This window comes from Salinithrix halophila, from assembly GCF_042650125.1.
GTDB lineage: Bacteria > Bacillota > Bacilli > Thermoactinomycetales > DSM-45169 > Salinithrix > Salinithrix halophila.
Genome location: NZ_JBHSAP010000009.1, coordinates 294,404 through 316,870 on the forward strand (window position 1 = coordinate 294,404; position 22,467 = coordinate 316,870).

At 51.2% G+C, this 22,467-nt stretch carries 17 protein-coding genes and 1 other RNA gene; 2 read left to right on the top strand and 16 right to left on the bottom strand.

Annotation, left to right across the window (positions count from 1 at the left end; all coding sequences use genetic code 11):
- Positions 1-250: 250 nt before the first annotated feature.
- Complete coding sequence (locus tag ACFOUO_RS07725) at positions 251-1,315, bottom strand: M42 family metallopeptidase (protein ID WP_380703886.1); 1,065 nt, start codon at positions 1,313-1,315, stop codon at positions 251-253.
- Between the two features lie 179 nt (positions 1,316-1,494).
- On the opposite strand from ACFOUO_RS07725, the gene ACFOUO_RS07730 reads away from it, so the two are divergent.
- Positions 1,495-3,177 (top strand): hypothetical protein, encoded by a 1,683-nt coding sequence (locus tag ACFOUO_RS07730; RefSeq protein WP_380703888.1) that lies wholly within the window; start codon positions 1,495-1,497, stop codon positions 3,175-3,177.
- 114 nt (positions 3,178-3,291) lie between these two features.
- Here the strand turns inward: ACFOUO_RS07730 and ACFOUO_RS07735 are convergent, their stop codons facing one another.
- Both ACFOUO_RS07735 and ACFOUO_RS07740 read right to left on the bottom strand, forming a co-directional pair.
- A complete protein-coding gene (locus ACFOUO_RS07735; protein ID WP_380703889.1) occupies positions 3,292-3,573 on the bottom strand; it encodes a hypothetical protein in 282 nt (93 codons plus the stop codon).
- A 250-nt stretch (positions 3,574-3,823) separates the two neighbouring features.
- Positions 3,824-4,213 carry a hypothetical protein gene (locus ACFOUO_RS07740; RefSeq protein WP_380703890.1) on the bottom strand — a complete coding sequence of 130 codons (390 nt, stop codon included), beginning with the start codon at positions 4,211-4,213 and terminating at the stop codon, positions 3,824-3,826.
- A 149-nt stretch (positions 4,214-4,362) separates the two neighbouring features.
- Between ACFOUO_RS07740 and ACFOUO_RS07745 the strand changes: the two genes are divergently transcribed.
- Positions 4,363-5,283 carry a hypothetical protein gene (locus tag ACFOUO_RS07745; RefSeq protein ID WP_380703892.1) on the top strand — a complete coding sequence of 307 codons (921 nt, stop codon included), beginning with the start codon at positions 4,363-4,365 and terminating at the stop codon, positions 5,281-5,283.
- A gap of 90 nt (positions 5,284-5,373) precedes the next feature.
- On the opposite strand, the gene ACFOUO_RS07750 is transcribed toward ACFOUO_RS07745, so the two are convergent.
- The 13 genes from ACFOUO_RS07750 to ACFOUO_RS07810 form a co-directional block, all read right to left on the bottom strand.
- A complete protein-coding gene (locus tag ACFOUO_RS07750) occupies positions 5,374-6,192 on the bottom strand; it encodes a GDSL-type esterase/lipase family protein (protein WP_380703894.1) in 819 nt (272 codons plus the stop codon).
- A 222-nt stretch (positions 6,193-6,414) separates the two neighbouring features.
- Positions 6,415-6,840: RNase P RNA component class A (gene rnpB, locus ACFOUO_RS07755), an RNA gene on the bottom strand.
- Positions 6,841-6,926: 86 nt separating this feature from the next.
- Positions 6,927-8,030, bottom strand: coding sequence for a Nif3-like dinuclear metal center hexameric protein (locus ACFOUO_RS07760; RefSeq protein ID WP_380703896.1), 1,104 nt, complete (start codon positions 8,028-8,030; stop codon positions 6,927-6,929).
- A complete protein-coding gene (locus ACFOUO_RS07765; RefSeq protein WP_380703898.1) occupies positions 8,006-8,806 on the bottom strand; it encodes a tRNA (adenine(22)-N(1))-methyltransferase in 801 nt (266 codons plus the stop codon). The genes ACFOUO_RS07760 and ACFOUO_RS07765 overlap by 25 nt, the downstream gene beginning before the upstream one ends.
- 44 nt (positions 8,807-8,850) lie before the next feature.
- Complete coding sequence (locus ACFOUO_RS07770; protein WP_380704788.1) at positions 8,851-9,558, bottom strand: endonuclease/exonuclease/phosphatase family protein; 708 nt, start codon at positions 9,556-9,558, stop codon at positions 8,851-8,853.
- 141 nt (positions 9,559-9,699) lie between these two features.
- Positions 9,700-11,148, bottom strand: a complete 1,449-nt coding sequence (locus tag ACFOUO_RS07775) for a M1 family metallopeptidase (RefSeq protein ID WP_380703900.1) — start codon at positions 11,146-11,148, stop codon at positions 9,700-9,702.
- Positions 11,149-11,249: 101 nt separating this feature from the next.
- Positions 11,250-12,365 carry a 4-hydroxyphenylpyruvate dioxygenase gene (gene hppD / locus ACFOUO_RS07780; RefSeq protein ID WP_380703902.1) on the bottom strand — a complete coding sequence of 372 codons (1,116 nt, stop codon included), beginning with the start codon at positions 12,363-12,365 and terminating at the stop codon, positions 11,250-11,252.
- A 180-nt stretch (positions 12,366-12,545) separates the two neighbouring features.
- Positions 12,546-14,189: an AMP-binding protein gene (locus ACFOUO_RS07785; RefSeq protein ID WP_380704790.1), complete on the bottom strand. Its 1,644-nt coding sequence runs from the start codon at positions 14,187-14,189 to the stop codon at positions 12,546-12,548.
- Positions 14,190-14,228: 39 nt separating this feature from the next.
- Complete coding sequence (locus tag ACFOUO_RS07790) at positions 14,229-15,368, bottom strand: acyl-CoA dehydrogenase (protein WP_380703904.1); 1,140 nt, start codon at positions 15,366-15,368, stop codon at positions 14,229-14,231.
- Between the two features lie 223 nt (positions 15,369-15,591).
- Positions 15,592-16,710 carry an RNA polymerase sigma factor RpoD gene (rpoD, locus tag ACFOUO_RS07795; RefSeq protein WP_380703906.1) on the bottom strand — a complete coding sequence of 373 codons (1,119 nt, stop codon included), beginning with the start codon at positions 16,708-16,710 and terminating at the stop codon, positions 15,592-15,594.
- Positions 16,711-16,746: 36 nt separating this feature from the next.
- Positions 16,747-18,579, bottom strand: coding sequence for a DNA primase (dnaG, locus tag ACFOUO_RS07800; protein ID WP_380703908.1), 1,833 nt, complete (start codon positions 18,577-18,579; stop codon positions 16,747-16,749).
- Between the two features lie 386 nt (positions 18,580-18,965).
- Entirely contained in the window at positions 18,966-21,638 is a 2,673-nt protein-coding gene (ppdK, locus tag ACFOUO_RS07805) for a pyruvate, phosphate dikinase (RefSeq protein ID WP_380703910.1), read from the bottom strand.
- Entirely contained in the window at positions 21,635-22,462 is an 828-nt protein-coding gene (locus ACFOUO_RS07810) for a pyruvate, water dikinase regulatory protein (protein WP_380704792.1), read from the bottom strand. Before ACFOUO_RS07810 ends, ppdK begins: the two co-directional genes overlap by 4 nt.
- Between the last annotated feature and the right edge of the window lie 5 nt (positions 22,463-22,467).

A 22,467-nucleotide genomic window follows, 5' to 3' on the forward strand; every position in this document is an offset into this window, starting at 1 on the left:
TCTTCGACCTTCATGAAAAAGCCCACCGTAAGGCGGGCGAGATTGAAAGTCCTTCCGTACCGCAAAGGCGGGACGGTTTCCGGCGAAGCGTCTGTTGGCACCGACCACTCAGCGGAGTAACCGGAGGGCACGAAGCGGACAGACCTACATCTCGGGAGGAACATCGGGCGCGGAGCCGGAAGTCCAGCTCCACATCCCTTCTCCGGGGTTATCCATAACCTAGACGCTGGATGTGATGTGAAAGACTTCATCACTGATACCGGGTAAGTTGGTCGACAGTGGAGCGATCCAGTTTTTTGACGGTTTCTACCAGTAGCTTGATCGCACTCTCCGTGTCCTTTTTGCTGATCATGGAAACATGGCTATGGATATATCGGGCGGGGACACCGACAACCAGGGAAGGGACACCCCGCTTAAACAGGTGGAACTTCCCTGCATCGGTGCCACCACCGGTCATGGTGTCCACTTGGTAGGGGATTTGGTGCTCTTCAGCGGTGTCAATCACCAAATTGCGAAGGCGTGTGTTGGGTATCATCGTCGCGTCGAGGAAAGTGATTAGCACCCCCCCACCCAGGTTGGGTTTGTTCTTTTTATCACTCCCGGGCCCGTCTTGGGCCACTCCAACGTCAAGAGCGAAAGCAACATCCGGGTCCACCACGTAGGGGGCGGTGGAAGCTCCTCTTAACCCCACCTCTTCCTGAACCGTTGCACCGGCGATAACGGTATTAGGGTGCTCCTCCCGGGAAAGGCGTTTTAATACTTCCAGCGCCAAGTAACAACCAAACCGATCATCCAAGGCTTTGGCTAAGACGGTATCATGATCGGGCATCATTTCAAAGGGGCAGACAGGGATGATCGGGTCCCCAACGCGGATCCCCCATTTCTTCACCTGTTCAGCATCCTTCGCTCCAACGTCGATAAACATCTCGCGCATCGGATAAATGCGTTTTCTCTCCTCCGGGGTAAGGATATGAGGTGGTTTGGAACCGATCACACCGGTAAATGCTTTCTTCTCCGTCATCACCTTCACCCGCTGCGAGAGAAGGACCTGATCCCACCAACCACCTAGGGGGGTGAAGGAAAGATATCCGTCTTTGTTGATCTCTGTCACCATAAAACCGACTTCATCCATATGGGCAGCCAACATGACACGCGGGCCTGTCCCCAGCCCTTCTTTTTCGCCGAAAATACTACCCAGTTTATCGGTGACAATCCGGGAGTTCTCCGCCTCCAATTCGCGGCGCATGATTCGGCGGACTTCTTCTTCGAAACCGGGAACCGCGTTGGCCTCGGTTAATTCTTTCAACAGATCCACTGCTGGCACGCTCCTCTGCAGGGTGATTTCTTCTAATGTAGTATGGGTAGAAGAAATCGGTTTTATTTCGGTAGTCATGCTGAAAGGACGGGATAATATAACTCCCGTTTTCAAACACTAGGGGAACGCCGCTCCCTCGAGGAGACGTTAACGGGAATATGGGAAAGGAAGGCACTGGAATGAGCCGAAACCGACGCACCGACTTGTTGATCCGCCGGGGATGGCTTTTTTTCTTCCCGCTCCTCGCTCTCGCCCTCACCTTTTCTTCCGGGGGATGGTCCTCTGTCTCCCCCGCATCACCTCCAATCCGAGCTGAAGAACTGCCCGCTCCCCTACTGGGGGATTATGCCGGAGAATTGCGAGAGCCGAAGCCGAGGGCGGATGGAATCCGTCACATCGACACCCCCCGTACAATCCGCAAGTTGAAGGAGCTGGGTGTCAATACGTACTTCTATCTTATCTGGCATGCCTCCACGGATTGGGACGACCTCCGAAGAGAATTCTTACCTGCCGCCAGGGAAGCTGGCATTGATGTCTGGGTCTATCTCGTTCCTCCGTCAGAAGCCCGCTCTCAGCAATCAGAACCCTATGGGACCGATTTTGTTTCCTGGTTCCGGGCCGTGGGAAGAGTTTCCCGCTCCTTTAAAAACCTCAAAGGCATTGTTATCGACGATTTCAACCATAACTTTTCCTTTTTCTCTTCGGGTTACGTAAAACGGATGCGAGCAGCAGGGGCAGCCATGAATCCCAGGCTCCGCTTCTATCCACAGATTTACTATTCCGCGATCCATCCAACGTATTTGAAGCGTTATGCCCCCCATATCGACGGAGTCGTCATGACCTTCCGGGATGGTAAATTTCGCAACACCCAACGAACCCGACATCTGAAAACCCAAATCAACCGAGTCTCCCATCTTCTGTCCCGGATGGATCTTCCTTTCATCCTGATGGTCCACGCCAGCAAACTATCAGCGACTCCAGCCAACCCTTCCGTTCAGTATGTCAAAGAAAGTCTGGGCATCGGAATGGACAGCCTGGCCGAAGGAAAGATCCAGGGTCTGGTCACCTATGTGCTGCAGAAGGAATGGTTCCCGGAACAAAAAGACCAAACGGCTCAATCTGGGTACGGTTACGGCTGTCTTTTCATCCCACCGGGACGGACCCCTTTGTCCGGGGTCAACGGAGAGTTAAAGCAAATCATCCGACCCGATGGTTCCGGAGATTATCGACTCACCTTCTCCCACCTGGACGTTTATCCTCACAATTTGGGAAAGGGACAATATGTCAAGCAGGTCCAAATCGACGGACGAGTGGTCTGGCAAGAGGACGTTACCCGGGGAAGGGCAGAGCGGTGGGAACGGAAGGAAATCGACCTTTCCTCCGCCCTCAAGGGAAAGAAGGAAGCCGTGCTCAGCCTTCGACTACTCCGAAAACGAACGGACTCCTCCGCTTGGCTATATACCGGGTTTGATTCCTTGAGCTCTCGCGGGTTTACCCTGGAAGATCCCGGTTTCGAAACCGGCCGTGGCTGGACCGCTTTCACGAACCACCCGTCAATCATCGCCGATATCATTCAGTACGATCCCAAACGCCGTTTACGCGTCTACCTGACAACCATGATCCTTAATAACGCTTTCCTCCTTTTTGACGATGCCCGCCGGACAGGAGACTTCCCCCTGGCAGACGCTGCCACGACCCTCCTCAAACGAGTAACGGAAAACCTGAACGATGCGGCGCTGCAACAGTTGAACGATCTCGACCGACTTCTGGCGGGAAGCGACGATCATCTATCTGAGTCCCTTCAAACTGAATTGACGGAACGGAGCAAAAAACTGGCTCGCTTGCTGCGAATCCGGCTGTAACTTCACGAAAAAAAGCCCCCCGGTTTTTTCCGAGGGGTTTGAAATGCGTGGGCGGAGCGCCTGTTGGACCGACAACCCAGCGAAGCAGTCCGGAGGTTCTAACGGTTTTGAGTGCTAGAGGCGAAATCTCCCTTTTTCCAGGAAATTGTCCGATCCGTCAGCGATCGCCAGATCGTTCTCCAAGCTATTGATCACATTGGCGTAATAATGGGCGGCTTCCTCCTCTTGACCCTGATTGATTAAATCCCGGTAATTTCCGTAACTTTCCCGGAGAAGTTGAAAGGTGTGCTGAAAATTCTCCTCTGTCATCATCGGGGGCCGATCATCCCCCTCTTCCGACCAGAAGAGACGGTAACGTTCGAGATATGCTTGATAGCTGGTAAAAGGGTGCTGCATGGAATGCCCATCCCCTTGTTGAAAGGTTGTTCCTATCCTTCCACCGGAATCCAGTTCTATACGAAAGCTACAACATTTTCAGTCTGCTGAAAACTCAACTCAAGGATCACAAAACCGTCATAATAACAAAATCTAGTGATCCACCAACTTTCTAGTTCATATGACCAATCCTGCCTTTTTTGAGGAGGGACTCTTCTCTGCATCCGCAAAGGCTCCCTAGCCCCCCTTTATGACCTAGATGTGAGTAGAGTTAATTCGGTGGATATAGATTGAAAAGAATACCAAATACACTTCCAGAAGCAATAGAGGTGGCCAACGTCAAGCGCAATGACTTTGTTCGAAATAGGTAAAACAGTCCTGTTACCCCTTGCGATATAATAAGAGATACAAAGGCTATTTCAATATTGATAAAAATTTGATTTTCCATAACGTAAATAGGAACAACAATAGAAATAAATGTTAACAACCACACTAGCGGAAAATGACTACTTAATTCTCTTTTCAACTCATTTATTAAAGCTCTTTTTTCTTGGCTGTTTTCAGGTTTGTCAACAGTGGTTTTAATAGAATTTTTAACACGGCAAACAGAGGAAACTAGTAATATAACAACAAAAAATAAACAAAATAAAATGGTCGGCATATTAAATCCCCATTTCACCGTTTTCCACTATTATATATTATCTAATGCGTGGTTGTAAACACCAAGGACAGATAAGTGCATAAAAACAATGAGTTATTATTGTATGCTTAATAAGCCTTCATAAAGAAGAGCAAAAGTTGGAGGGATTTATGACAATGAGGATAACCAGATTAATACCTTTATCTGTTACTGGTGCTATGTTGTTTTCGTGCGTTTTTCATCCTAATTTTTCTGAAGCATCCACATCAGATAACGGTGCTAGTTCCACTGCTTCTGTAATTGAACAGGTGACCGGTGTAGATGGCTTAATAGACCAAGGAGCCTCTGACAGTAAAAATATATTTATTGCTGATAATGAGTCAGGTACTACTAAAGTGCCTAAAAACCCCGAATCTGACCCTATTATAAATGGCAATGATATGGATTCATTAAAAATACACTTCCCTAAAATAGGTTTAAAAAATGGTGTTTTAACAGATAATGGGACTGTTGTGTACGAAGATAAAAATCATCCAGTGGATTTTTCTGTTCAGGTTACAAATGAAAGTGTTCGATCTCTTATAAAAATAGACAATGCTTCAGCACCCCATGAGTACAGCTTCACACTCGATTTACCCAAAGGGACAAAGTTAGTTTCAGCAAAAGATTACTTAGGTGAAGAGTATGACACTGGAGAAGTTTTTGTTGTTGACTCAGATAATATCATTCAAGGTGTTTTTGACCCTGCATGGGCAAAGGGTGCAAATGGAAAACCCGTCCCTACTAACTATATTATCGATGGAAATAAGTTAACTCAAGTAATTAATTTCAATAAAAACACTGCCATTCCCGTAGTTGCAGACCCCAGCTGGACGAAAATTGCTAAATGTTCAGGGGCGATAGCTTGGTTTCTTGGAAGTAATGCTGTTCCGGCAGCAAAAATAATAAAAGCTAAGAAATACATTAAGGCTTTAGGCGGGCTTAGAAAGAGTGCGATGCTTCTGATCAAAGCTTCTACTTGGGAGGAAAGACTAAGGGAAGGGAAGGTGGAACAGCTCTGCAAGTCTTGGGGCGATTGTTTTAGGCGTTGATTCAGTAGCAAAAAATTGTGGATAAATGTCAAAAAGACCGGCTGATAAGACTGAAAGCCGGTCTTCTTACCTAATTTGTAAACAAAAGTTCTACTTTCCCGCTTTCGCCGAGGTTTGGCTGGGGAACCGTATGTCATGAAGGATCCCATCTGCAATCATGCGATAACCCCGGTCATTTGGATGGATCTCGTCGGAAAGCCAGGTACCCTTGCCCGCTCGGAGGCGGGTGTTTACATCCACTACATGGGTCATGGAGTATCGGTAAGCCACCTCTTTTAACCCGACGTTCCATTTTTTCAGGAGCTTATTGGATAGATTGTAATAGGATTCATCTGGGGAAATCGGGTTGTATAGCGACGTAAGGAGAATAGGAGCATCAGGGTTCATTTTGCGGATATGGGACAGGATTCCCGCTAAGTTTTTTTGGTAGTTGCTCTGAATGGAATTAAAATCAGACAAAACGGAAAGTCGATTATCTTGTTCCAATGCTACCTTGATCAGATCGTTCCCTCCGATGGTCAGGGAGATCATGTCGGCCTTTTTCACATGACTTTCCACATCGGGAGTTCGGACAGCCTCATACAATTTCTTAGAGGTCTGCCCAACGACGCCTTTATTTATGAGGCGCAGGGGAACCCTCTCTTTCCCTAAACCCTTTACCACAAGCGAGCTGTAACCATGTTGGGAATGCTTTGAACCGATGCCCCGGGCAACCGAATCACCCAGCACAAGATAGTTCAACTTCTTTTTCTTATCTGCCGTTTGCTTCAGTTTTCCCATGATGTTGACATTGGAAACGACGATTGGTTCAGCAGGCTCCTCAGCCAAGAGGATCTGAGCAACCGGATAGAGCTTGACTGCGATGGCGACCAGGGAGAGGCTGGCGGCGAGCAGAATCCATTTTTTCATGGGTTTGCCCCTCCTTTAATCTCGATTTTCGGATAACCCATGGATATCCTTCATTATGCCAAGAATAACAAGAAATCATTACACGCTTTTCACAGACAGTTAAACAGTCAATAACCCTTCCATTACAAATGAATGGCCTTCTTCTAGGCCGAAAGGTGATAGGTACTCAAAAAAAAATGACACCGGATAACCGGTGTCATTTTCTTTGTTTATGGATGGAGTTAGGAAAGCAAACCGTAAGCCGAGTTCTGTACTCCGAGTGGTGAAACGGTGACTGTCGTGTCCCCTCCCACTGTTTGGAGTGGCAATCATCTGTCTAGGCGATGCATTGCTACACCGCTCAAGCGACCAACCCGGGATCACTGCGGGCTACAGCTGCGTTCATACAAACGCTGATCCCTTTGAGGTCTTGCTCCAGGTGGGGTTTACCTAGCCAGCATGTCTCCATGCTGCTGGTGCGCTCTTACCGCACCGTTGCATCCTTACCTGTGAAGCGGCTGAGCCGCTTCCATCGGCGGTCTTCATTTCTGTGGCACTAGCCTTAGAGTTACCTCCACCGGCCGTTAGCCGGCACCCTGCCCTATGGAGCTCGGACTTTCCTCCCGTGGGACCTTGCGGTGCTCCACCGGCGATTGCCCGGTTTACTTTCCAAATCAAAAGCGACAATGATCATTGTATCAGATATAAAAGGACAAAGCAATCGGTTATTTCTGGATGTAGCGGATATTTACCCCTTATACAAAGGTGAAGGGATTGGTATCTACCGTGGTCACCCTGACGAGATCCAAAGACAGCTTTTCTTGCAGCTTCTCTGAAACCCGTTCCAGCACCAGATTTTCTACATGATGTCCCGGATCGAGAAGACTGAGGCCGTCATTCATCGCATCCAAAGCGGTATGGTGATCCAAATCTCCTGTAATGAAAACATCCGCTCCCCTGGCCAAGGCATCTGAATAGTACCGTCCTCCCGAACCGCCCAGGACTGCCACAGATCGCACTTTTTTCTTTCCGTCCCCCATCATACGCAACCGGGGAATTCGATAAGCCTCTTTCAGTTTTTCCGCCAGTTGGCTGAGGCTGATTTCCTCAACCAGATTTCCGATACGGCCCAAACCCCGCACTTCGCCGGGCAAGTCCAGGGGATAGATGTCATAAGCCACTTCTTCGTATGGGTGGGCCTCCCACATCGCCCGGATAACTGCTTCCTGGATTTCCTCAGTAATAATCGTCTCCAACCGGATCTCCTTTACCTTCTCCAACTCTCCCTGTTTCCCGATGTAGGGGTTGGTACCCTCTTCGGGTAAGAAGGTGCCAGTGCCGTTCAAGTTGAACGTGCAGTGACTGTAGTTGCCGATCCAACCGGCGCCTGCCTTGCACATCGCACGAAGTACCTCTTCATGATGATCTTCCGGAATGAAGACAACGATCTTTTTTAACTTGCCCTGTAAGGTGGGGATCAAGACATCTGTATCTTTCAGCCCCAGCTTCTCACAGAGAACATCATTCACCCCACCCACCGCAACGTCCAGATTGGTATGGGAGATATAGACGTTTATTTTATTGGCGAGAAGTTTGGCATAGACACGTCCTGCCGGACGATCTGTCCGAAGGTCTTTGAGGGGGTGAAAGATGACAGGATGATGGGCGATAATCCAATTGGCACCAAGACGAACCGCTTCATCCACCACGGCTTCCGTCACATCCAGGGCCAGGAGTACACCCCTGACTTTATCTTCGGGATCCCCTACCTGAAGACCGATACGGTCATGTTCCACTGCCAGGGATTTAGGAGCCCAATCCTCCATCACAGAGATTAATTCGTTTCCTTGGACAGCCATGTAAGCAACCTCCTCCATCCACTAATCTCTTCCTGCAATTGCTGTTTTCTCAGCAAAGCTTCCCGAGTACGCCCGGCATCTAGACTTGTAAGGATACGTTCACGCCCTTCTAGCTCTTTCCTGATTTTTTCCGGGAAAAGGGGGTGACGCTCTTTCCACAGGAGAGGACCCGTCTCAAGGGCCTGTTGCAAGGGGAGGCCGGAATCATAGTAAGGGGCATAAGCATCCCCCGGCTCCGCAACCAAAATTTCATATAGAAGACCCCCATCCTCCACCAGGTCTTCAGCTACCACGCGCCATCCCCGTTCTAATAGCCAAGCCCGTACCCGCTCCGCCCCGTTATTGGGTTGTAGAATGAGACGCTCCGTATCCCGAAGCTTTTCCTCTCCTCTTGCTAAGATGGAAGCGATCAGGGCACCGCCCATCCCGGCAATCACGACCACGTCCGCTTCCCTGGGTGCCAAGACCGCAAGTCCGTCCCCCTGGCGTACATCGATGGTCTCGTCCAACGACCCATCCTTTACCCGGTCTCGGGCGTTTTCAAAGGGGCCAAGATTTACTTCCCCAGCAATCCCTTTTTGGATCCGCCCCTCTTGAGCCAAGAAAGCCAACAACAATGCATGGTCAGCACCGATGTCCGCCACGACGCGACCCTGGGGAACAAAGCGGGCGACAGCTGCCAGCCGGCGGGAAAGCTCTATTTTGTGACCGTCCCCCTCGGGGGTGGATGCAGCCCGTTGATCCATTACCTTTTTTCGCTCCTTTTCGAAGGCCAAACTATGACTCCCCCTATTATAACGAATGAGAGTACTGGATGCGATCACTGGGTTAAATCAAGCTCTCCAACCACGGGCAAATGGTCGGAGGGACAACTCGGAGTCGGTAGGATATAACCGTCCCGAATGAGGAAATGACGAGTACAGAAAATGAAATCGATCCGCTTTCTCGGATTGCGGCAGGAAAAGCTGCCCCGCTCCTCCCCTGTTTCCGTCAATACGTCAACAAGTTCCGGGGCCAAGCTCTTGACAATCGGGTGGCCAGGACCTGCATTCCAATCCCCCATCCCGATTAAAGGCAGGGGATCCTCCCGGCACAGCCTCCGGACAGCTTCTGTCTGTTTTCTCCGCATCCACGGCGTAAACCCCATATGGGTAACCATCCCCCGGTACGTACACCCTTGCCATTCGATCCGCGCTGTAAGAATGGAGCGCGGTTCCTCCCCTCTGCCGGGAAAAACCTGATTCTCCATGCTTTGCAGGTTGCCTCGAAATAACAACCCATTTCCATATTGACGTTCGGATTGACGACGGAAGATACGGTATCGGAGGGAAGGACCAAAGACCCCCTTCATCCCCAGGCGATCCGCCAGCCATTGGAGTTGATTTTCGAATTCACTTCGACGGTGGAATGCCACATCCACTTCATTTAGACCGACCAAATCCGGTGCTTCGCTTTCAATCACCCCGGCAATTCGTTCCAAATTAAGTGTTCCATCACACCCTACTCCATGGTGGATATTGTAAGCCATGACTTTCACCGCGCTACCCCCTGTCTATCGAATGCTTGCTTTACTTATAGTATATGGGGCTGTAATTCCCTCCCCTTCTGTTGCCCTTCGCAACAACACCCCCCGCGCTCCCGGCTCGGGGGGTGTTCTGTTCCGTTTTTGTCAACCGGGGGACTCTTTCTTGAAATACAGCCAACGATTGAAGAAAGGAGTCAAATCCTTGCCCGCTACTTCGTTGGCCGTCTGGATGAAGTCAGCGGTGGTTGCCGTTCGAAAACGGTAACGATCATAATACGTGTTCATGATCTTTAATACCTTATCTCGTCCCAAATCATCCATCAATGCCCACATCATCGCCGCAGGGCGCGCGTACACCATTAACCCGTAAATCGGATCAGAGTATTTGTAAAGGGACTCCACCGATGTCACCCCTTTAGCCTTATACACCTCATCGCTTCGTTCCGCTGCCTTCGTCAGTAAGTCCCGCTCATCGGCTCCCATCTGCTCATGCATAAAGAGAAATTCGGAAAAAGTGGTCAATCCCTCGTCCAGCCAGGGCTCTTTAACCTGGTTGTTCCCCACGGCCCCATACCACCACTGGTGAGCGAGTTCATGAGCCACCACGTTAACAGCAGGGACTTCCCCTTTCCGTGTAGGTATTTTGGCGACGGAAGTAACCAATCCCGGATACTCCATACCAGCAATCCCGTAACCGGTCTCCCCAAGAACAACATCCACTTGGGAGTAGGGGTAGCGACCGAAATGTTTGCTGAAGTAATTCATCGACGATATGGCCGCATCATGCAATTCCTGGGATACATCCTCCATCCCCTTTAAATACCAAAGGTTAACCTCAACACCGTGATCGTTTTTCCCTTGTACCCGTTCATAATCCTTGGTGATTACGGCAGCAAAATCCCGCACATTGGCTTGCCTCCGTGTAACGGTGCTGGATGAACCTCCGTCTTCAGGGTCTCGTGCGCTAGTAATGAGTTGATATCCATCGGGTACCCGAAAGGTAACCTCAAAGTCGGACATGCCGGTGTAAAAGGGATCGCCGGTGGCGGTGTAGGGTTCCGTATGCCAGCCTTCCGCATCTTTCATCGCCAGCATCGGATACCACTGCGCTAGAAAAGCAGTGTTTCCATAAACGTTAAGCCGGGTGCCGCCCTTGGGTAGTTTTAACCGGTAATCCATCGTCACCTCGGCACTTTTGCCCGGAAGGAGCGGAGAGGGAAGATCCACGCTCAGAACCGTTTCCTTGGTCTGATGGTCGGCTTTTACCCCGTTGACTTTGACGTTCGTCACTTTGAGCCAGCCCGGTTCGGAGGGGCGAGATTCTGCCCCCCACTTCCAATGTTGAAAGGCATTGGGATAAAGGCGAAACTTCAACTCTTTTAGTGCCTCGCTCCGTCCTTTCGGCAATTTCAGGGACAGATGTCCTGTCACCGTCTGCTTTTGGTCGTCATAGGCGGCATCAATCGAGTAGTAGGGGCGCTCCCCTTTGGCTTCCCATCCCCACTCCCCAGCTTCCGCTACCGGAATCCCGGCTCGAATCAGGGTCATGGCTATGAGCATTACAGCCGTTATCCGTACAATACGGCGTATCATCCGTCCCACTCCCGTCCTTGGAAATCTTACCCTCCTAGCTTTTCCAAGCACAGGATTTTTATTAGAAAAAACCCGCCCTTCCGGGCGGGAAGCGGGACGAATTACAGGTTTCCGCGGCGTTCTTGTTCGCGTTCGATCGCTTCAAAAAGGGCTTTGAAATTGCCTTCGCCGAAACCACGAGCCCCTTTACGCTGGATAATTTCAAAGAAGAGCGTCGGGCGGTCGACGATAGGTTTGGTAAAGATTTGGAGGAGATATCCTTCATCATCACGGTCAACCAAGATCTTATTTTTCTTTAGGTCCGCGATCTCCTCGTCAATCTGACCGACCCGGGCCGTCAATTCTTCGTAGTAAGTATCCGGTGTTTCCAGGAATTCAACGCCTTTAGCCTTCAATGCCTTGACGGTTTTGATGATATCTTTGGTGTAAAGAGCGATGTGCTGCACGCCAGCTCCGCGGTAGTATTCCAAGTATTCTTCGATCTGGGATTTCCGTTTTCCTTCGGCCGGTTCATTGATTGGAAACTTGATGCGACCGGTTCCGTTTTGCATCACCTTTGACATGAGGGCGGAATACTCGGTAGTGATATCCTTATCACTGAAATGGCGAAGCTCTTGGAAACCCATCACCTTCTCGTAATAGGCGACCCAATCTTCCATTTTTTCCACATTACCTACTACATGATCAATCCCTTGCAAGCCACAATCCTCAAAGGGAATGATCATTTTCGATTCCGTAAAACCGGGGGCAAAGATTCCGCTGTAATCCTTGCGCTCAACCAGGGTATGGATCGTATCTCCGTAGGTGCCGATGACGGCCTTTCGGATCGTGCCGTATTTATCGGACTCTTCCATCGGTTCCATGACCGAGATACCCCCCCGGGAAATGGCTTCCCGATAGGCTTCCTCTACGTTTTCCACCTCAAGGGCAATATCTCTCACCCCGTCTCCGTGCAGGTTAACGAAGCGGGCGATAGGATGATCCGGTGTGAAACTACCGCTGACCACCAACCGAATGGTCCCCTGTTCCAACACATAGGAAACCGTCTCCCGACTTCCCGTTTCCAGTCCTTTATAAGCGACGGGGTGGAAGCCGAAAGTCTTACAAAAAAAGTGAGCGGCCTGTTTCGCATTGCCGGAATAATATTCGAGGTAGTCCACATCCAAAATGGGGAGGAAGTCTTTCTTTCCCATTGTCTGCGCTTTCAATTCTTCCATAAAAAACGACCCCCTGCCTGAAATTTTTCTGTCTTCAGATTACAGGAGGGGTAAGGAAGGCCGCAAGCATCCACGGGAGCGCGTTGTTGCTTCGGTGCGGAAAAGAAACGAAGCTTTCCGCCGAATGATTTTAGCCTATCAAAAAAGCCGCGGATTTTTTCGCGACTTTAATCCCCCGGCTTATCCGGCAGGTACGTCCAGGTTTAATTCCTTCAGTGCCATCTCCCGGAGCTTATATTTCTGAATTTTACCGCTGGCGGTCATCGGATAGGAGGAGACGATTTTCACATAGCGAGGAATTTTGTAACGGGCGATCCGCCCATCGCAGAAGGCTCGGATATCTTCCACTGTCATTTTCTTACCCTCCCGGACCCTCACCCAGGCCATCAATTCTTCTCCGTATTTTTCATCCGGCACGCCGACGATCTGGACATCCAGGATATCGGGATGGGTATAAAGAAACTCTTCGACCTCCCGCGGGTAAATGTTCTCCCCTCCACGAATAATCATATCCTTCAGCCTGCCAGTAATACGGATATATCCTTCGGTATCCATTGTGGCCAGATCGCCGGTATGGAGCCAACCCTGGGCATCGATCGCCTGTTCTGTCGCCTCAGGCATCTTGTAATACCCTTTCATTACGTGATAGCCCCGCGTACACAATTCGCCCTGAACACCCCTTGCCACCTCGTCTCCCGTCTCCAGATCGACTACCTTCACTTCCACATGGGGAAGCTTCTTACCCACCGTGGCAACCCGCCTTTCAATCGGATCATCGGTACGAGTCTGGCTGATAACGGGAGAGGACTCTGTCTGGCCATAAGCGATCGTAATTTCCGATGCCCCCATAACATCCATCACCTTTTTCATCACTTCCATCGGACAGTTGGAGCCAGCCATAATCCCCGTCCGCAGGCAAGGCAAGGCGAAGCGAGAAAATTCCGGGTGATTCAATTCAGCGATAAACATCGTCGGCACTCCATGAAGGGCGGTACATTCCTCCTTTTCAACCGTTTCCAGCACTGCCAGGGGATCAAACTGGATCAGGGGGACCATCGTCGTGCCCGCCGTCACGCAGGCCAAAGTTCCCAATACGCAGCCGAAGCAGTGAAAGAAGGGAACAGGAATGCACATCTTATCTTTTTCCGTCAATTTCATGCAATCTGCAATGCTTTTAGCATTGTTGATGATATTTTTATGCGTGAGCATCACACCCTTGGGAAAGCCCGTCGTTCCCGATGTATACTGCATATTGATCACATCATCAGGAGATAAGGAGTCTTGTCGCTCCTGCAGCTCGCTGTCACTAATTTCTTCCCCCATGGTGATCAGATCGCTCCAAGTGAACATCCCTGGACGTCGCTCGTCATCAAGGAGGATGATGTTTTTAAGGCGAGGCAGCCGTTCTGCTATCAACATCCCGGGTTGACAGCGATCCAACTCAGGACAAATCTCCCGCAACATGTCGACATAACGGGTGCCTTTAAAAGATTCTGTTAGGATCAGCGTCTCGGCATCGGACTGGCGAAGCAGGTACTCCAGTTCCCGGGCACGGTAGTTCGTATTAACCGTGATCATCACTGCCCCCATTTTGCCGGTGGCGAACTGGGTAACAAGCCATTCAGGGTGATTGGCTGCCCAGATCGCCAGGTGATCTCCCTTTTTGACCCCTAACTTCATCAATCCCTTGGCTACCCGGTTGCATTCTTCCCAGAACCGACGATAGGTCCAACGAAGGTTTCGCTCCGGATAGACAACCCCTTCTCGGTCTCCGAACCGGTTCACGGTTTTATCCAGCAAGCCGCCTACGGTCACATGGAGCAACTCCGCCAATCTGATGACCTCCTCCCAGGAAAATCAGATTTAGCATCCTATCTCGCGGGCGATTACCATTCGTTGGATTTCAGAGGTTCCTTCTCCGATCTCGGTCAGCTTGGCATCGCGAAAAAACCGTTCCACCTTATAGTCATGCATATATCCATAACCGCCGTGGATCTGAACAGCCTGGTCACAGACCTTCATGGCGATTTCAGAAGCGAAGAGTTTGCACATGGAGGCTTCCTTGGTAAACTTTTTTCCCTGATCTTTTAGCCAGGCGGCTTTATAGACCATCGTTCGGGCCAGCTCGATGTTCATCGCCATATCCGCTAGCTTATGCTGGATCACTTGGAATTTGGATAGTGATTGACCAAACTGGACCCGTTCTCCTGCATACCGCAGGGCCGCTTCGTAAGCTCCTTGAGCGATCCCGACAGCCATCGCCCCAATCCCTATACGACCTCCATCCAGGGTAATAAGAAATTGCTTGAAACCATGTCCCACCTTGCCGAGGATATTCTCCGCAGGAATCCGTACATTCTCCATCACCAATTCCGTCGTGTTGGAGCTGTGCAGCCCCATTTTCACATAATGATCGATCACCCGGAAACCCAATGTGTCAGTAGGAACAATGAAAGCGGTTATCTCCGGGCCCGCTTCCGATCTGGAGGTAACAGCAGTCAAAGCTAAAAAGTCCGCGTAACTCGCATTGGTGATAAAACATTTAGAACCGTTGATCACCCACTCGTCCCCGTCCCGAACCGCGGTCGTTTTCGTCCCTCCCGCATCAGAACCCGCTCCGGGCTCCGTCAACCCAAAAGCACCAAGGGTTTCTCCGCGACAAAGGGGAACGAGATAGGTTTGTTTTTGCTCCTGGTTACCGAAGAGATGGAGTGGAGCACATCCGAGGGAAATGTGAGCGGAATAAGTGATTCCCGTCGACGCGCAAACCCGGGATAACTCCTCCACCGCGATAGCGAAACTGATCGAATCCGCACCCGCTCCCCCGTACTCCTCCGGAAAAGGAAGACCCATCAGATTCAGATCGGCCATCTTTTTAAAAACTTCCTTCGGAAACGCTTTGGTCCGGTCCCTCTCATCCGCCTCGGGAGCCACTTCTCCTTCCGAAAAGTCCCGCATCAACTTGCGGATCATCTTCTGCTCTTGCGTGAGATCGAAATTCACGTTTCTCCACCCCTTGCCTCTCTTTGATGACAACGCTTTCATATCTATTATAGGGAGAAGACCGAATTTCCTTCAAGAATTTTCGGAAGGGTCCGGTTTTTGCTGGATGGCGCACGCTGAAGGCATTTGCATTGGGTCTGGAAAAGGGATAAAATTGAGGTGTCAGAAAAGACACCCAAAAGAAAAAAGCACCCGAAAATGCGAGTGCTTCCAATTCGGACCATTATTCTAGAAAATCCTTCAATCGTTTACTCCGGCTGGGGTGACGTAGTTTACGGAGGGCTTTTGCCTCAATTTGGCGAATCCGCTCTCGGGTAACGCCGAACACCTTACCCACCTCTTCCAGGGTGCGGGTGCGCCCGTCGTCCAAACCGAACCGAAGGCGTAGAACGTTTTCTTCCCGATCGGAAAGCGTATCCAGCACATCCTTCAGCTGCTCCTTTAGGAGCTCGTAAGCGGCGGCATCCGCCGGTGCTTGGGCGTCATCATCAGGAATGAAATCTCCAAGGTGAGAATCGTCTTCCTCCCCGATCGGGGTTTCCAACGAAACAGGCTCTTGGGCGATTTTCATGATCTCCCGTACTTTTTCAGGAGAGAGTCCCATCTCCTCCGCGATTTCTTCCGGCGTAGGTTCACGACCCAACTCTTGCAACAACTGCCGGGACACACGAATCAGCTTGTTGATCGTCTCCACCATGTGTACAGGAATCCGAATCGTCCGTGCCTGATCGGCGATGGCCCGGGTGATCGCCTGACGAATCCACCAGGTGGCATAGGTACTAAACTTAAAGCCCTTGCGATAATCAAACTTCTCTACCGCCTTGATCAGGCCCATGTTCCCTTCCTGAATCAAGTCGAGGAAAAGCATACCGCGACCGACATACCGTTTGGCGATACTGACCACGAGACGGAGGTTAGCTTCGGCGAGACGACGTTTCGCCTCCTCGTCACCCTCCTCGATCCGTGTGGCCAAATTGACCTCTTCTTCAGCGGATAGGAGTGGGACGCGACCGATTTCCTTCAAGTACATACGAACGGGGTCGTTAATCTTGACACCAGGCGGAACGGTCAAAGCCTCCTGAAGGAGTTCCTCATCGTCAGACTCCTCTTCCTGAGAGAATTCGACGGCTTCTTCGTCCTCATTAAGCACTTCGATGCCTTGTTCGCTCAAGTGTTCGAAAAAGTCGTCCACCTGTTGCGGATCTTGGTCAAAAGCGGCCATCTTTTCCATGATTTCTTTATATGTGAGGACCCCGCGCTTCTTCCCGAGGTCCGCTAGTTGCTCTTTCACCTGTTCCAAGGTGAGTTCTTGTTCCAAATCAACATTCTGCTCATTTGCCAACTTTCGAGTTCCCTCCTTCCCTGGACACACTGCCTATCACGCCTCCCTTTGAATCTTTTCCCGGAGGCGGATTAGTTCAATCCCCAGCCGGGCGGCTTTGGCAATGTCACCAGAGCGCTCTGCCTGCTTTACTTGTTCCTGTTTCTGTTCAATTTCTTGATGAAGAGGATAATTGCGGATATGCCGGATATAATCAGTCACTTCTTCGTCGGTTACCGAATCCGGGAGGTCCATCATCAGGATGGCGCTGACTTCTTGTATAAGACTGCCGTCCCTTATATATTGGATGAATCGCCCTGGATCCACCGGGTTTCCCTCGGCAAAATAGCCGTATAAGTAGGCAGCGATCGCAGCGTTCGCCTCGATGTTAAATCCTGCCCCTACGGTCTCCCTCACCCGTTCGGCTACACCGGCGTCTTGAATCATCAAGGAGAGGAGACGGCGCTCTGCCGCTTCAAAAGCGGGGATTTTTCGTTCACGACCGACCATGTGTTTGCCATTATGATATCCATTATTCCACTTCTCTAGCCCTTTATCCCCATGGCTCTCCCTTCTCTTCTTCGACGAAGCGGTTCGCTGTTCCTGTTTCAAGGCATCGAGGGAGATACGGAATTCCTCAGATAGTCGGCGAAGGTAATGATCCCGTTCAATGGCCTTTGGTAGCCCGGAGATCACCTCGACCGCTCGGGTCAAGTAGCGCATCCGCTCGTCTTCATCTTTCAGGTCGAAACCTTTTTTTAGACTTTCTAACTTAAAAGCGGTAAAGGGGGAAGCCTGGGAAATCACTTTGGAAGAGAAAGCTTCAGCTCCGTATTTTCGGATGTAATCGTCCGGGTCCATTCCCTCCGGCATACGAGCCACTTTTACGATGCACCCCTCCTGTTTTAGAACTTCCATTCCCCGTTCAGTAGCGCTCTGCCCCGCGGAGTCGGAATCATAACAAAGAACGGTCTCTTCCGCGTTTCGTTTCAGAACCCTGGCCTGGGATTCAGTAAGGGCAGTTCCTAGGGTGGCCACTCCGGAACGGAGGCCTGCCTGCCAAGCAGCGATCACGTCCATATAACCTTCGAAAAGGATCGTTTGCTGATCTTTACGGATGGTTTTGCGGGCTCGATGCAGATTGAAAAGGAATTTTCCTTTGTGAAAGAGGGTTGTCTCAGGACTGTTGAGGTACTTGGGCCGACCTTCCCCCAACACCCGTCCCCCAAAAGCCACCACCCGCCCCTGGGAATCATGGATGGGAAACATCACTCGTCCGCGAAACCGGTCAAAATAAGAGGGCCGCCCTCGAACACCCTCGCGTTCAGCGACCAAGCCGGCTTCCAGCAACAACCCTTCCGCAAAGCCCCTTCTCTTCAGAAACGGATGCAGGAAGTGGTAGGAATCCGGTGCATAACCGATTTGAAATTCCTCAATGGTCTCAAGCTGGAGGCCTCGCTCGTTTAAATACCGGCGGGCTGCTTCACCGTGTTCCGTCTGTGTAAGCAGGTGATGAAAGAGACGGCTCGCCAAGTCCATCACTTTCAGCAGCTCCTGACGGTGCAACTCTTCCGCGTTATCTTCCCTGCCGCCTGACGGTATGTCAATACCGGCCTGTTCCCCGAGATAACGCACGACTTCGACGAAGGTCATCTGTTCCGTCTCCATCACGAACTTGAAGACGTTGCCCCCAGCCCCACATCCAAAACAATGGAAAATTTGTTTGTCCGGGGAGACGGAGAATGAAGGTGTCTTCTCAGAATGAAACGGACAGAGGCCAAAAAAGTTTCTCCCGCTTTTCCGGAGTTGGACCGTCTGACTGACAACGTCAACGATATCGTAGTGCTCCCGGACTCGGTCGATGACTTCCTCGGGGATTCTTCCCGACATGAAATCATCGCCTCCCAGCACGCAATTTTGCTATCCCTGTCGGGGGATTTTACCCCTCTGACACGAACCTATTCGCCAATGTTCGCCAAAATCCTTCATTGTATTGAAGGATTTTGCGGAGAAAAGTTTTCCAGCTCTCTCCGGTCATCAGAGGTCAACCTTTGCATATCTTCTAATTCTACAACAAACCGCGAACTCCTTCCACCTTCCATTCCCTTCGTATTTTCGCAACAAATGTCGAAGAATGGGATCTATGAACAATCTCCTTACTATTATACGCTGATGCCCAAAAAAAATCCTGCTTACGCTTGACATTATGTTTTTTTTCTGCATCAGAAAAGTTCAATAAGAAAACCGCCCGTCTCTTCGGGCGGTTTCCTGCTCTATCAGACTGTTTTCTGCAGGGCCTCTAAATCTTCTTCGCTCAGAGCAGCCTGGGCGGCAGCCAGTCGGGCAAGAGGAACCCGGAAAGGGGAGCAGCTGACATAGTCTAGTCCCGTGTTATGGCAAAAACGAATTGATTGTTTTTCCCCCCCATGCTCACCGCAGATCCCGGTTTTAAGAGAAGGATTTGCGCGACGTCCTCCTTCCACACCCATCGCCACCAACTGACCGACTCCCTCGGTATCCAGGATAATAAAGGGATTTTCCGGCAGAATTTTATGGTCAACGTAATGATGAAGAAATTTTCCTTCTGCATCGTCCCGGCTGTAACCGAAGGTCGTCTGTGTCAAGTCGTTGGTTCCGAAAGAGAAGAAGTCCGCTTCACCGGCAATCGCCTCTGCGGTCAGTGCTGCACGCGGCACCTCGATCATCGTTCCGACCGTGAAAGAGACGGTCCGACCGGTTGTCTCTCTCACTCGGGCAGCCGTTTCTTCAATCAGGTGCCGCATCTCCTTTAGCTCATTGACGTGGCCGACCAGGGGAATCATAATCTCCGGCTGCACCGAAATACCCTCTTCTGCCGCCTCCGCCGCAGCCAGGAATATCGCTTCCGCCTGCATGGCGTAAATCTCAGGGTGGATCAGACCCAACCTGCAGCCCCGATGTCCTAGCATGGGATTGAATTCATGGAGAGCCCTTACCTTTCGGAGCAGATGTTCTTTTTCTCGCAGTTTTAAGGGGTCCGTATCAGGAACCGCTGCAAGCCGGGCAGTTTCCGTTAGCAAATCCTCCAAGTTAGGCAGGAATTCGTGAAGCGGGGGATCGAGCAGCCGAATGGTGACAGGCAACCCATCCATCGCACGGAAGATTCCTTTGAAATCGCCTTTTTGCAGAGGAAGGAGCCGCTCCAGCGCTGTCTGCTGCTCCTCCAGGTTTTCAGCCAAGATCATTTCGCGTACCAGTGGAACCCGGTCCGTTTCCATGAACATATGCTCTGTGCGGCAAAGTCCGACGCCTTCCGCCCCGAATTCTCTCGCTTTGGCCGCGTCAGCCGGGTTGTCGGCATTCGTGCGGACCTGGAGCCGTCGGAACTGATCCGCCCATTGAAGAAGGGTTTGGAACTCCTCGGAAAGCTCAGGATCGATCAGAGGCACCTCTCCTTGGATCACATGGCCAGTACCTCCATCCATGGAGAGTTCCTCCCCTTCCCGGATCACAGTATCCCCCACGGTCAGTTCCTTTTTCTTCCCGTCGATTCGGAGCTCTTCACACCCACAGATACAGGGCTTTCCCATTCCTCGGGCCACCACTGCGGCGTGGCTGGTCATTCCCCCACGACTGGTTAGGATTCCCTGCGAGGCGACAATGCCATGAATATCTTCCGGTGTGGTCTCCGGACGAACCAGAACCACTTTTTTTCCTTCCTGAGCCCAGCGTTCCGCACGGTCGGCGTCGAAGACAACCCAGCCTGAAGCAGCACCTGGAGAAGCGGGTAATCCTTTAGCGAGGATTTTCAGTTTGGCCTTAGGGTCGATCCGCCGATGAAGGATCTGATCCAGGTGATCGGGATCCACGCGGGAAAGCGCTTCCTTTTTATCGATAACGCCTTCCTTGACCAAGTCGACGGCGACTTTGACGGCAGCGTGGGCAGTCCGCTTCCCGGAGCGTGTCTGAAGAATGTAGAGTTTTCCCCGTTCGACTGTAAATTCGATATCTTGCATATCCTCATAGTGGGTTTCTAAGTGGCGGCTGATCCGGAGGAATTCCTCATAGATGGGAGGCATCCGCTCGCTCAGGGCCTGGATCGGCTCCGGTGTACGAATCCCGGCGACCACGTCCTCCCCTTGGGCGTTAATGAGGTACTCGCCATAGAGGCTTTTCTCACCGGTAGAAGGATTTCGGGTGAAGGCAACACCGGTCCCTGAATCTTCCCCCATGTTGCCGAAGACCATCATCTGCACATTAACAGCCGTTCCCAGATCATCGGATATCTTGTGGATTTTCCTGTAAATGCGGGCCCGTTGATTGTTCCAGGAATCGAAAACAGCGAGAATCGCCCGGGTCAGCTGCTCCATCGGATTCTGGGGGAATTCTTCCCCTGTCTCTTCCCGTGCAATCCCTTTAAACCGGTCAATCACTTCCTGCCAATCCTCCGCTGTCAGCAGGGTGTCGGTGGAAACACCCCGTTCTTCCTTCTTCTTCTCGATGACCCGTTCAAAGCGGTAATGGGGGATGCCCAATACCACATCACTAAACATCTGGATAAACCGACGGTAACAATCATAAGCGAAGCGAGGGTTCCCGGTTAGTCCGGCCAACCCTTTCACTGTCTCATCATTCAGCCCCAAATTGAGCACGGTATCCATCATTCCCGGCATGGAAATCACAGCACCAGAGCGAACAGAGACCAAGAGTGGGTCCCCTGCATCCCCCAACTTCTTACCCGCCTGTTCTTCCAAGCGGACCAAAGCGGCGGCCACGTCTTGCTTCCGTTCTTCTGTCAGCGTCCTTCCGGCTCGGTAGTAATCCAGACAGGCTTCCGTCGTAATGGTAAAGCCAGGGGGCACTGGCAACCCTGCACGGGTCATCTCTGCTAGATTGGCCCCCTTTCCCCCTAAAAGATGTTTTTCCTCCAACCGACCGTCCTGAAAGGAAACGACAAATGCTTGACTCACGATTGGCTGCCTCCTTTGCGGAAAAGATCCAGGATGATGTTGGCAGTCTCTTCTACCGCTTTGTTGGACACATCGAGAATAGGACAACCGATACGCTTCATCACTTTTTCCGAGTATTCCAGTTCCGTGAGAATCCGTTCCATATTGGCATAGTTGGCACGGGAAGTAAGTCCAAGGGATTTGAGCCGCTCCCGGCGAATCCCGTTCAGTTGATCTGGATGAATGGTCAGACCGATGCATTTCTCAGCCGGGACCATGTAAAGTTCTTCCGGCGGTTCTACCTCTGGAACCAGCGGAACATTGGCCACTTTGAGCCGTTTGTGGGCCAAATACATGGACAAGGGGGTCTTAGAAGTGCGGGAGACACCGACGAGTACGATATCCGCCCGCAACAATCCCCGAGGATCCCGGCCGTCGTCATATTTGACGGCGAATTCGATCGCCTCCACTTTACGGAAGTATTCATCATCCAGACGACGGACAAGGCCGGGTTCCCGTTTCGGTTGACGCCCAAAAAGACCAGATAACCCTTCCAACATCGGCCCCATAATGTCGACCACGGGAACAGAGAGGCGAGCCGCTTCCCCCTTCAGGTACTCTTGCAATTCGGTAACCACCATCGTGAAGGCGATCATCCCTTTGGTTTCCGCCGCTGCCATCACCGTTTCCCGAATGATCTTCTTATCATCCACGTAAGGGATACGGCGGATATCCACCTCCCCGCCGTTAAACTGACTGGAGGCTGCCCGGACGACGAATTCTGCGGTTTCACCCACGGAATCGGACAGGATGTAAACGATGTGTTGATCATTTGTACTGGAAATGGTTC